Source organism: Alkalicoccus luteus (genome assembly GCF_052061695.1).
In the GTDB taxonomy this organism is placed as follows: Bacteria; Bacillota; Bacilli; order Bacillales; family Salisediminibacteriaceae; genus Alkalicoccus; species Alkalicoccus luteus.
Map to the genome: position 1 here is coordinate 374,676 of NZ_JBPZEY010000001.1, position 11,886 is coordinate 386,561.

12 protein-coding genes are annotated in these 11,886 nt (G+C 51.2%); 1 reads left to right on the top strand and 11 read right to left on the bottom strand.

Annotated features, from left to right (window positions below; all coding sequences use genetic code 11):
• Nucleotides 1-7 precede the first annotated feature (7 nt).
• The 10 genes from ACSZLD_RS01890 to ACSZLD_RS01935 form a co-directional block, all read right to left on the bottom strand.
• A complete protein-coding gene (locus tag ACSZLD_RS01890; protein WP_444684080.1) occupies nt 8-1,099 on the bottom strand; it encodes an HD-GYP domain-containing protein in 1,092 nt (363 codons plus the stop codon).
• The gene (locus ACSZLD_RS01895) at nt 1,096-1,728 is read right to left on the bottom strand and encodes a response regulator transcription factor (protein ID WP_444684081.1); all 633 of its coding nucleotides are present in this window, start codon (nt 1,726-1,728) and stop codon (nt 1,096-1,098) included. The genes ACSZLD_RS01890 and ACSZLD_RS01895 overlap by 4 nt, the downstream gene beginning before the upstream one ends.
• The gene (locus ACSZLD_RS01900) at nt 1,703-2,188 is read right to left on the bottom strand and encodes a sensor histidine kinase (protein ID WP_444684082.1); all 486 of its coding nucleotides are present in this window, start codon (nt 2,186-2,188) and stop codon (nt 1,703-1,705) included. Before ACSZLD_RS01900 ends, ACSZLD_RS01895 begins: the two co-directional genes overlap by 26 nt.
• The gene (locus ACSZLD_RS01905) at nt 2,136-2,735 is read right to left on the bottom strand and encodes a hypothetical protein (RefSeq protein ID WP_444684083.1); all 600 of its coding nucleotides are present in this window, start codon (nt 2,733-2,735) and stop codon (nt 2,136-2,138) included. Before ACSZLD_RS01905 ends, ACSZLD_RS01900 begins: the two co-directional genes overlap by 53 nt.
• A 201-nt stretch (nt 2,736-2,936) precedes the next feature.
• On the bottom strand, nt 2,937-4,160 hold the full coding sequence (locus ACSZLD_RS01910) for a PQQ-dependent sugar dehydrogenase (protein WP_444684084.1): 1,224 nt from the start codon (nt 4,158-4,160) through the stop codon (nt 2,937-2,939).
• A gap of 258 nt (nt 4,161-4,418) precedes the next feature.
• Nucleotides 4,419-5,624 carry a D-alanine--D-alanine ligase family protein gene (locus ACSZLD_RS01915; RefSeq protein WP_377910275.1) on the bottom strand — a complete coding sequence of 402 codons (1,206 nt, stop codon included), beginning with the start codon at nt 5,622-5,624 and terminating at the stop codon, nt 4,419-4,421.
• A gap of 21 nt (nt 5,625-5,645) precedes the next feature.
• Nucleotides 5,646-7,241 carry a UDP-N-acetylmuramoyl-tripeptide--D-alanyl-D-alanine ligase gene (locus ACSZLD_RS01920; RefSeq protein ID WP_444684085.1) on the bottom strand — a complete coding sequence of 532 codons (1,596 nt, stop codon included), beginning with the start codon at nt 7,239-7,241 and terminating at the stop codon, nt 5,646-5,648.
• Nucleotides 7,238-8,014 carry an alpha/beta fold hydrolase gene (locus ACSZLD_RS01925; protein WP_377910278.1) on the bottom strand — a complete coding sequence of 259 codons (777 nt, stop codon included), beginning with the start codon at nt 8,012-8,014 and terminating at the stop codon, nt 7,238-7,240. The genes ACSZLD_RS01920 and ACSZLD_RS01925 overlap by 4 nt, the downstream gene beginning before the upstream one ends.
• Before the next feature lie 360 nt (nt 8,015-8,374).
• On the bottom strand, nt 8,375-8,983 hold the full coding sequence (locus ACSZLD_RS01930; RefSeq protein ID WP_377910279.1) for a Fic/DOC family protein: 609 nt from the start codon (nt 8,981-8,983) through the stop codon (nt 8,375-8,377).
• Nucleotides 8,976-9,152 (bottom strand): antitoxin VbhA family protein, encoded by a 177-nt coding sequence (locus ACSZLD_RS01935; RefSeq protein WP_377910280.1) that lies wholly within the window; start codon nt 9,150-9,152, stop codon nt 8,976-8,978. The genes ACSZLD_RS01930 and ACSZLD_RS01935 overlap by 8 nt, the downstream gene beginning before the upstream one ends.
• A 148-nt stretch (nt 9,153-9,300) precedes the next feature.
• On the opposite strand from ACSZLD_RS01935, the gene ACSZLD_RS01940 reads away from it, so the two are divergent.
• Nucleotides 9,301-10,212 carry a DMT family transporter gene (locus tag ACSZLD_RS01940; RefSeq protein WP_444684086.1) on the top strand — a complete coding sequence of 304 codons (912 nt, stop codon included), beginning with the start codon at nt 9,301-9,303 and terminating at the stop codon, nt 10,210-10,212.
• A gap of 206 nt (nt 10,213-10,418) precedes the next feature.
• On the opposite strand, the gene ACSZLD_RS01945 is transcribed toward ACSZLD_RS01940, so the two are convergent.
• On the bottom strand, nt 10,419-11,870 hold the full coding sequence (locus ACSZLD_RS01945) for an aldehyde dehydrogenase family protein (protein WP_377910282.1): 1,452 nt from the start codon (nt 11,868-11,870) through the stop codon (nt 10,419-10,421).
• Nucleotides 11,871-11,886 lie beyond the last annotated feature (16 nt).

Here is an 11,886-nt window from a genome sequence, read left to right on the forward strand (position 1 = left end):
CCTAATTTCAGGCAGAGGCTTGCTTCTTCATGTTCTCTTGAAAGGTGCGGAGCAGTCGGCCGTTTAGTTTGCCGTCTAACTCTTTGCAAACGGTCCGGACGGCTTCTGCTTCTGTCATCGGAGCGCGGTAGGCACGCCCGTTTCGCATTGACAGATAGGTTTCAATCAATCCGAGCATCTGAGCACGCTCATCTATTTCCCTTTCTGTCAGCGCATGCGGGTATCCGCTGCCGTCAATTCGTTCATGGTGCTGAAGAAGTACGGTACGCACATTCTGCATCCGCTCTTCTGCCGGCATCATATCCACGGCAAAGTGGACGTGTTCCTGCACGACAAGCTGCTCCTGATCGGAGAGCGCACCCTTTTTTTCATACAGGTAATCCGGCAGCGCAAGCCGGCTCGCATAGTGGGCATGTGCGATGAAATCTGCTTCCCACCACTGCAGCGGCGTTTCTTTCGTCTGCATGTCATGCAGCATCAGCGCCATTTGTCTGATTTCCGACCTCGGCACCTGCGTCCGCTGCTCAACAGTCGGAATCAAATTTTCAAATAATGCTAATACGAACGTGTTTTTCTCGGAAATAACCGATTCCCGAAAGCGATCATGCAGGCAGTCCATCTTATGTACGATAATGCGGCCAAGCACGGTGCTGATCAGAAACAAAACCAAGTAGGCGGCGTGACCGCCTAAAACAGCCGGTGCTTCATAAAAAGCATAGAGGCCGTAAAAGACTGCATACACAGAAGTCCAAATCCAGAACGGCCGGGCCGTTAATCCAAGTGCCGCGATAAGCGGAAATAACGGCAGGTAAACCCATACTGCATGGTCTGGAAACGGCTCCAGATGCATAATCAGTTTAAAGTAGCTGAGCAGAACAGCGGGATAAAAATAAACAGACCAGGCTGTACGTGCTGCAGAGCGGTATAGCAGGGCTGCTCCCCAGGAAAGACCGGTAACGAGCAGAAGCTCCCGTCCGGAAACGTCACGAGTCTCCGTAAACAGCCTCTCTGCTGCAATGAGCCCTGACGCGATTGTGACAATCAAGGCTCCCCAGAAGATAATTTTCAAGCGCAGCTCTTCATTTGCTTTTCGAATCATCCGGCATCCTCTCTCAGCTGGTCAAAATCGATCAGGTTGTGCTTCAATACGTGAAGAACGGCCTGAGAGCGATTCGGCTGGCCGGTCTTTTTCAGCACTTGCCTGACGTGGCTTTTCACTGTCGTTTCAGAGACAAACAGCTTTTCTGCTATCTCTTGATTGGAATAATTTTCTACAATACAGGCAAATACTTCTTTCTCTCTCGGTGTAAACGAGAGTGTTTCTGTTTCCTGCAGCTGCTCTACCTGCGGCTGAAAGCAGGTAAAGCCGTTGAGCACCATCTCCACTGTCGATAAAATCCGATCCGGCGGCGTATCCTTCATAATGTAGCCGTCAATCTGATTCTGCATGGCACGCGACACATCGCCCTGTTCATCATAAGCGGTCAGCACGATCAGCTTCACGTCGGGGAGGGCTGCCTTTAGTTTTAAGGCATTGTCAATGACAGAAGGACCCGGCATTTTTAAATCAGATAAAATCACATCCGGCTTAACGGCCAGCGCCTTTTCTAAAAGCTCGGCGCCGTCAGCCGCTTCTCCGACTGTTGTAAATCCCTCTCTGGACTCCACAATCATCTTCATTCCGTCCCGTACAACCTGATGGTCATCCGCTAAAAGCAGTCTGCACAAGCCAGGTCCCCCCTCTTCTTGGTATGGTTACAAAAGCTGCAGTGCCGTCGTGATGTTCCAGCTTCAGCGTTCCACCGAGCTTCTCGAGTCTCTGCCGAATTCCGGTTAGCCCGTAGCCGGCTCCGTCCCGGTTGCGTATCCCTCGTCCATCATCCCGCACAACAAGCTCCCACTGCACCGGGTTTACTGTCACCGTAACGTGCAGCGTGCCAGCTCCGCTGTGCTTTGCCGCATTGGCCATGAGTTCTTCTCCTATGTAAAAAACAGCTTCCTTGATTTCCGGACGTTCCCGCACCGCTGTTCCCTCTGCCGAAAATACGGGCATCAGCTGCTGATCTGCACAGATCGTTTCAAGCGTCTGCTTCAGCAGCAGCGCGGGGTCGAGCCGTTCCTTATCACCGCGCAGATCAGCGATGAGATCCCGCGCCTCCTTTTGCAGCTCCTGCAGCCGCTTTTCCATCGTTGCTGTATCCGGCTGCTCCTGTAGCTTCATTTGAAACAGGAGCGCCGATAAGAAGAACAGCTTTTGTGAAATCGTATCGTGTACCGCCTGGGATGCTCGAATCAAGGCTGCATCCTCTGCCTTTTTTACGGCTCGTTCCCGATCCTCTACAGCCTGCATTCTCAGAAAAAAAAACATCGGCCATTTGCTGCAGCTGATACTGCTTCCAACGAACGACCGGATACCAGCTCGTTGAACGGGTCAACACCTCCCACCTGGTCCCGTCCGGTTCGTAGAGCGGGATGATCTGAAATCGTGCGTCGTCCCCAGTCCGGTCTTTCACCTGCACAACCGCAGGCTTGCCGGATGGATGGTCGTTCAGGGCGGTTCGATAAAAATAGGCGTCAGGGTGAAGCGGAGCGCTTTGATGCAGGGGAGCAGTGAGAACCGGTTCTCCGGCCGGGAATGTAGCATCGATGTAAGCTTGAAACACAGCCATCAGCCCTTTTTTTGAATGAGCAAGCTGCAGCTGCTGCACGACCTGCTTCTGAACGGTTGACAGCATGAGGACCTCCTGTTTTTCGTCTTTCTAAATTTTAGCAGGAACAAGGGACCTGTTCAATAGGATTGTCCCAAACTCCTTTAAGCACTTCGACTCAAAATATGAAACATTCTATGATTGTGCTTTTTATTTCATAAAAAAAGAGCCGTTATGCACGGCTCTTCGTCGGGTATAAGTGAGGCAGCTTGCAGCTCACTCGTACCTCTACTGCCCGGGTGTCAGCCGCAGCAGACGATCATCATCCTCTGCCGGGTCGCCCCGGCCGTCGGTATTGTTTGTCAGCACGTATAAGGCGCCATCGTGATAAAGAACATCGCGCAGCCTTCCTTCCCCGTCGAATACGACTTCCACTTCTTCGCTTTCCTCATTCAGGACATACAGGCTCTGCCCCCTGAGCCCCGTCATGACAAGCTCTTCTTCCTGCCACATAGCCGTGCCGGATGGTGCCCACGTATCGTCTCCGGAATGAAGAAGCGGCTCTTCCATACCTTCTTCCGTTTCATCTCCTTCTATAACAGGCCAGCCATAGTTGTTTCCGGCTTCAATGATGTTGATTTCGTCCAGCGCCTGCGCTCCGTGTTCAGAGCTGTACATCGTGTCATCTGCGGCCCAGGCCAGGCCTTGCGGATTCCGGTGACCGTAGCTGTAAACGTAGGAGTCGTCCATCGGATTATCCTCCGGAACCTCGCCTTCAAGCGTCATACGCAGTATGCTTCCTGCAAGCACGTCCGGATCCTGTGACCATTCGGTTACTTCCGCATCCCCTGTCGTTGCGTAAAGCATGTCGTCTGGTCCGATCGCCAGTCTGCCTCCGTTATGTGTCCTGGCTCCTTCAATTTCGTCCAGCAGGACCTCTGTCTCCTCCCAGTTATCCCCGGTGCGTTCTATTTGCGCAATTTTATTCAACAGCTCGCCGCCGCTCTCATACGTATAGTAGATAAAGGCGCTGTCGTCATCAGATTCAGACGGAACAAATCCGAGCAGCCCTCCTTCTCCTTCCTGTACGATTGCATCCGATGTATCAAGCTCTACTTCCGTTACGCTGCCGTCTGAAATGTCCAGCAGCGTTCCTTCCCGGCTTGTAAGCATAAAATTCTCTTCGTCATAAACAGCGATCGACCAGGGGCTGTCCAGGTTGTCTGCGACGATTTCAACGCCCCAGTCCTCTGTACCCGTACCGAGCAGGGATATTTGATCAGCGCCATCACCGGCGGTCTCTGCTTCCTCATCTGCTTCGTTATCTTCATTGGCTTCATTCTCATTGTTTTCATCGTTTTCGATTTCGCTGTTTTCCGGCTCGGTATTTTCTGCTGCATCGCCGTTCTCATTCTCGATTTCAGTATCATCATTGATCGTCACATCGTTCTCCTCCCCGCCCTGACAGGCAGCAAGAAGCACAACGGCTGACATGACCCACGCTTTTCTCATGCAAACACTCCTTTATCTGTATCTGTGTTTCTTTACCCGATTTCGACCCTGATCAAAAGAAAAGCAGATGAAGCAAAGTGAACGGCTCTCGAGCGAATCAGAACGAAGTAAAAATCCGGCGCATTGAAAAAAGAAAAGCGGAGGACGTTCCCTCCGAAAAGCGAGTGTTAGTAGATGCAAGGGTATTCAGCCATAACAACAGGATCGAGAATTCGAAAAAACCGCCCGGGGAACCGGACGGTTTCAGCTGATTTACTTTTATCGTTTGGACGAGCCGCCTTTGCTGCCTTTCGATCCGCCCTGCTGCAAAGAGAACAGATTGGAATCGATGGAAAACATGAGGCGTCCGCGTTCCCGCTCGCGCTTCAGTGCGAGCTGGATCAGCTGATCGGTCAGCTGGCGGTACGATTTTCCTGCCGGCTCCCATAAATAGAAGGAAAGGGAGCCGGGAATTGTATTGATTTCATTGATGTATACTTTTTTCTGATCGTTGTCGATGATGAAGTCGATCCGGGAAACACCGCTCGCTCCGAGTGTACGGAACGATTCCTCTGCAAGCCGCTTCACTTCAGCGGTCATGCTGTCACCGATTTCGGCAGGAATGATTCGGTTCGTCGATTCCATCCCCTTGCTGGCACCGCCGTTTTTCGAGCTGCTTCCAGCGTACTTATCCTCATACGACAGAAATTCATCCGACCCGAGCACCTGCTCGCACACAGAAGACTCGACGTGTTCTGTATCTCCGACGACGGAACAGTTTACCTCCGTCATGTTCTGCACCATTGGTTCCACGACAATTTTTTGTGCGAACCGCTGAGCCAGGTCGACTGCTTCTTCAAGCTCTTCCCGGTCGGCAGCTTTGCTGATGCCGACGCTTGACCCGAGGTTTGCCGGCTTTACGATCACCGGATACGGAATGCTTGATTCAATCCGTTCCAGCCAGACGGACGTTTCCTCGTTCCACTGGGTCGAATAAAACGTGACAAAATCAAGAACAGGAAGTCCGGCGTCCCGGTAGATCCGCTTCATCTGCACTTTGTCCATACCCGATCCGGAACTCATGACATCACAGCCGACGTACGGCAGATTCAGCAGCTCCAGGTAGCCTTGCAGCACCCCGTCTTCGCCGAACGTTCCATGAATGACAGGGAACGCCACGTCAATTTCTGCAATTTCTGCTTTCCCAAAGCGAGGACGAGGCTCCTTATTCACGATGACTCTTCCGTCTGTAGTCCGCTGCAAGGACATGTTCTGCGCGTCCTGAAGCAGCTTTTTCAAATCTTTGTAATTCTCAATATCGAGCAGGTTATCTCCCGTATACCAGACGCGATCTTTGGAAATGTAGATCGGCGTGATGTCGTATTTGGATTCATCCATGTTTTGAATAGCCTGCAGGGCTGAGATAACTGATACTTCATGCTCGACGGATACTCCGCCGAATATAACCGCTACGCGTGTTTTCATCCTTGCATCCCCCATCTTCGTCTATTCATTAAAAGTGTCCGGCAGATCGTTTTCCAGCAGCACGATCGTATCTGCCTGGGCTTTTTCGTGCATGTGCTGGATCGCGTCATTTAAATCAGCTGCCACATAAAACTGCGATTCCGGATAGTTCGCTTCAGCAAGACCATCCTGAAGCGGCTTTGTCTGCTTTTTACCGACGAGTATGACGTAATCGCAATTCTCGGCAGCGTGCAGCGCGAGCGTTTTATTCAGCTCATACTCCTGATCGCCAAGCTCGATCATTCCCGGTGTTACGAGCATGCGGAAGCCGTCCATTTTCCCAAGTACTTCTACGGCCATTTTGGAGCCGACCGGGTTGGAGTTAAAGCTGTCGTCAATAATCGTAATATTGCCGTTCGCCGGCTTCAGCTCCAACCGGTGTTTAACTGGGGGCAGGTTTTTGACAGGCACCGTCATTTGCTGCAGGGTCATGCCCATTTCCAGCCCGATCGCGATGGCTGCCAGCACGTTGTAAATGTTGTGTTTTCCGAGCAGCCGTGTGCGGAAGTGCTCGGTTGTGCCATCTTTCAGGGTGACAGTAAACGTCATCCCTTTTGAGCTGTATCCAATATCTCCGGCATGAATGTCTACATCTGTCCGCTCAACTCCGTAATAAACGCGGCGGGCCGGATTTTTAGCCTTGTAAGACATGATGTTTTCGTCGTCCTTATTCAAGACTGCTACGCCGCCTTCCGGCAGTGTTTCCACGATTTCATGCTTCGTCTTTTTTATATTATCGAGTGTTTTGAACGTATCCAGATGCTGCGGACCGATCGCTGTAAGAATACCGTACTGCTGGTTGACGATTTCACAGACGTCCTGAATATCTCCCGTCTGCTTTGCCCCCATCTCTGCGATGAAAATTTCATGATAGGGCTTCAGCTGTTCATTAATCGTCCGGGTTACCCCAAGACGGGTGTTGTAGCTTTCCGGTGTCATCAACACGTTGTACTTCGATGACAGGATCGCCTCCACAAAATGCTTCACGCTTGTCTTTCCGTAGCTGCCGGTGATCCCGACTACTTTCAAATCAGGTGAAGACTGAATCAGCCGCTTGGCATCATCCACAAACCTTTGGTTGATGCTGCGCTCGATCGGCTCATTGATCAGGTTGGTAAGCTTCACAAGACTGAATGGGAAGACGGCTGTTACGAGCAGAATGACGACGGCGAAGCCCATGTTGACAAAAGCTCCAAGCCCCGTAGCAACCGCTGCAATCAGCCCGTACATCAGATACGTGACGCCGAACAGACGCTGCACACGCTGCGTGTAAACAAGCTTTTTCTTTTCCGGTTTGCGTGCTGCATAAAAAGCCGCAAACACGAGTACGAATACAGCAGAGGCAACTGCTAAAATTAAAATGTCTGAATTGGAAAACAACAGGATCACAACCGGAACGAGATAGAGCATCTCAGCCGGTGAGTAAACTTTGCTGCTGTTTTCTGACATCCATTTGGCGTATCGTTCATTCCTGTACGAATTCAGCTGCAGCATATGTACGCTGCGCTTTACTTTCAAGGTGACAGGCAAAATCCAGGCTGTCAGGACGACTACAAAGAAAATAATAGTTGAAATCATGAGCTGCTCCTTTTATCGTTCTCTAAAAATGAATGAAGCACCGCATTAAACTGCTGCGGCTGATCGAGGTAGGCGAAATGCCCGGCGTTTTTTAACACCACAAGCCCGGCATCCGGAATCAGCTTCTCCATCTGCTGACCATGGCTGACCGGGGTCGCCGTATCCTGCTCGCCAAAGATGAGCAGCGTCGACGCTTGAATGGACGGCATCAAGTGCTGAAAATCATCGTTGACGACCTTCACGAGCGTCTGCTGCATCGTGCCACTCACGTTTTTATAGTCCGCCGAGCCGACACGTCCTTTCATTTTGTTTAAAATGTCCTCCCGGTAGCGGTTCAATCCAGGCAGCTTCAGCAAATGCTTCGCTGTTTTGTAAGAGTATACCTTGGCATAGTAGGAGGGCTTCCGTTTCGGCTTAATCCCCGCTGCATCAATTAAAATCAGCTTATGCACATCGCCGTATTCGGCTGCATAATGAATCGCCGTTCTCCCGCCGTGGGAGTGGCCGGCGATAATCGGCTGTTTAATGCCTGTTTTCTCTATAAACTCGCGAAGCGCACGGCTGTAGTCCGTGGTGTCCCACGGTTTATCAGGCTCGTCGCTTTCACCGAATCCTGGCAGATCCAGCGTGTACACGTGAAAAAATGGCTCCAACGCTTTATGTACCGGCATCATCGTCTTCACTTCTGCACCCCAGCCGTGCAGTAAAATGACAGGGCGGCCTTCGCCGGATTCATGATAGTGCAGACGCCCGTGTGCTAAATCTATGTACATGATGCATTACTTCCTCTCTGCAGGTCAGCACTGATACGATTCGATTCAGGTGCTTCTTTTCTGTGCGTTTTCCAATTGTCTATTCTACCATAGTTGGACGCCGTAAAGAAGCTGTCCGTTACGCTCTATAGACAAGGATTTTTCTTTTTTCGCATATCCTTTCTGCCTATCCTCATACCCGGGAAAAAGGGGATGGAAAACGTGCAACGTATTTTGCTCAGAACGTTACGTGAACTACTGCAGCGTTTTTAGAGCTGAAGGTCTCTGCCTTTCGCTCTCAACAGCCTCTCTTCTCCCCCGACAAATGGGGTCCGGCCGGTATCTTCCATAAAAAAAGCGGCGGATGATCTCCACCGCAGCTCAGGTTGCATCAGCCGATTTTCCCATCGGTTTCAGCAGCCGGTATAATACATCTTCAAGCGGGACCGGGTCCGTAACCGAGCGGATCGAAGCTTCCAGCACTTCTGACTTATCGGCTTCCGCCCAGTTCAGCTCAAAGCCTGCATCGTAAGAAAGGGCCCGAATAAATTCACGGATGCTGCGGCCGTTTCCGTCTCGAAATGGATGCAGCACGTTCATTTCTGCGAAATACCAGGCAAGCTTCTTTGCCAGCGTTTCACGGTCCATATTCTGCCATTTTTCCTGCTGAAGCGCAGAAAAAAGGGCAGCTGCACTCTGCTCAATGTGGGCTGCCTGAGCAAACGTGAAGCCGTCCTTCGAGATATTCTCCTGGCGCACCTTGCCGGCAAATGGATATAAGTCCTGAAAAATCCAAGCGTGAATCCGGCACAAATGGGCAAAATCCCAGCCGCCTTGAAGTGGCTTCAATGATAGCTCTGCCAGACGTTTAGACGTTAACATGGCATCGAGACGCTGAAGCTGTTCTTCCCGGCGTATATGAAAATAATTGCGAAGTGTTTCTGTTCCGGGATAACAGTACCTAGACGGTCCTGACCGGTATTTACTCATGACGGGAAAGTTCCAGGGCACGCTCAACGAAAGCTTCTTCACTCATTCTTCCTGAAAGCTGGTCCATCACGAGAGCCTCCTGCTTAGCCGAAAGCGTCATTCCCTCTACTGCCAGGGATGCCCGGGCAGATTGAAATGCTGACTTGATTTCTTTATTGCTCCTTGACACTGATACATCGCCTCCGTTTTAAGCTACTCCTATTATACTATATATTGTTCGTCTTTTCACCTTTCAGCTGGGGTGTTTTCGCCTTAACATAAGGCTTTTCTTTTTGCTTTGCGCGTATTAAAATGAGGAGCGTGCAGGAGGGATGCCAATGACTTCCAAAACCGCTTACTTACTTGTTATGGCCGGGGCTGCCCTCTGGGGCACGACCGGTTTATTTGTAAATGAACTAAATGCCGCAGGCTTTACACCTTGGGAGGTAGTCGGAATCCGCCTCTCCTTTTCTGCTGCACTTCTGCTCGCCTTTCTTTCGGTGTATGACAGAAGACTTTTATATGTAAAACTGAAGGATCTTCCTTTCTTCGTCGGGACCGGCATCGTCAGCATAGCGTTTTTCAATTACTTCTTTTTCTCTGTAATTGAGGGAGCCTCCATTTCGCTGGCGGTCGTCTTACTCTATACGGGCCCGGTGTTTGTCGCACTCATTTCCCGTTTGACCTTTAAGGAACCGTTCACGGCCCGTAAAAGCGCAGCACTGGTCCTGATGCTGCTTGGCTGTGTGTTTACCGTCGGCCTGCTTCCGGCAGGTTCGTTATCAACGTCTGGCACGATGATTGTATTTGGCGTTCTTTCCGGCTTCTTTTATGCGCTTTACAGCATCTTCGGAAAATACGTCAGCGGCCGCTACCATGCCATGACCATTACGACGTATTCGATGGTATTTGGAAGTCTGTTTCTGCTGCCGACGAGCAGGCTTTGGGAGAAAGCAGAGCTCTTTACCGGCGGCGTCATCCTTTCCGGACTCGGCCTCGCTCTTTTTGCGACGGTTGCTGCTTACATTTTGTATACAGCTGGACTCCGCTGGATTGAATCAGGAAGAGCTGCGATTCTGTCGACTGTAGAACCTGTCGTAGCGATTATCATCGGACTGCTCGTTTACGGGGAAGTGATTACCGTGTGGCAGGGAGCAGGTATGGCGCTCGTAATAGGCTCCGTCCTGTTGACAGTTAAACGACAAAAACGAACGCATCCGATGGCTCAAAAGTGGAAAGGCTCTGCCTGAACAACGAAAAGCACCTCAGGATCAGAATCTCAGCCGGAGCTCATGATGAGAAAATCACGCCAGCGTCGAATTTACTGAAAAGGTTTTTCAGTGTAAAGGCCGAAAGCTGAAGTTCTGGAAACTTACTATTTTCGTTTATCAGACAACTTATAAAAAGCGCCTCAGGACTTGTAGATCCTGAAGCGCTTTTCTTCTTCCTGCTGCATTTACACGGACCATGGCTGTGTCAGCTTAAAACAAACGACGCGCGGCTCCGTCATTTCCTGAATGGCGTGAGCGACGCCTTCGCGTCCTAAACCAGACTGCTTCACACCGCCAAACGGCATTTCGTCAATGCGGTAGTCACTGCTGTCGTTTACCATCACGCCTCCGACATGCAGGTGATGAACCGCATAAAAGGCATGGTCAATACTGGAAGTGAAAATGCCGGCGTGGAGACCATAATCTACGTCGTTTGCCGCTGCAACCGCCTCCTGCAGCCCTGCCGTCTTCTCAAGAATAACGACTGGTCCGAATATCTCCTCATAATAGACCCGGCAGCTGTGCGGAACGTCAGCAAGCACTGTCGGCTCGTAGAAGGCACCGTTTCGTTTGCCGCCCTGCAGAATGACCGCTCCTGCTGCTACTGCTTCGTTCACCCACTGCTCGACCCGCTCTGCTTCCGACTCTTGGATGAGCGGTCCCATATCCGTCCATTCAGACAGTTTATCTCCAGTCTGAAGCTCCTTCGTCCGCTCGACAAATAAATCGGTGAAATCCTCATACAGCTCATCCTGAATGAATACCCGCTGCACGCCGATACAGTTTTGCCCGGCTGCAGCAAATGCGCCAGAAACTGTCGATCTTACTGCATCGTGGAGATCGGCATCATTCAGCACGATGACAGGTGAATTAGACCCAAGCTCCATCCCCAGCTTTTTCCGTCCTGCCTTTTCTGCGATACGATCCCCGGCTGATGAGCCGCCGGTAAATGAAACCATCTTGACAGCTGGATGCGACACCAGCTCGTCTCCAAGCTCCCTGCCGGAGCCCGTCACAACGGACAGGAATCCTCTTGGAACACCCGCTGCATCAAATGCTTCTGCCAGCAGCAGCGCACTAAGCGGTGTAACCGAAGCTGGCTTCACGACGACTGCGTTGCCGGCTGCAAGCGCCGGACCTACCTTATGCGCGACGAGATTAAGCGGATCGTTGAACGGTGTAATCGCCGCTACGACTCCGATTGGAAAACGGAAATAATAGCCGGTCCGGTTCTCACTTCCTTCACGCTGGTCGAAATTAATGGTTTCCCCTTTTACTCGGCGGGCTTCTTCGGCACTGATACGAAGCGTTTGAATCGCCCGACTCGCCTCTCCCCGTGCCTCCGTGATCGTTTTGGATCCTTCCCGTGCGATCGTATAAGCGAAACGCTCGTGGTTTTTCTCCACATAATCTGCTGCTCGCTGAATGACGCGGATGCGTTCGTGCACCGGCCATGAGGAAATGGCCTTAAACGCCTCGTCTGCACCGTCAATAATCGTTCGGACCGTTTCTTTTGAAGCCTTTGGTACAACTGCAATAACCTCATTATTTTGAGGGTCCATCACCTCAAACGTTTCCTCCTGGCTGACCCAGTCACCGAGGGCATACATTTTTGCTGAGAGCACTTTCGTCTGCACAAGCAGCACCGCCTTT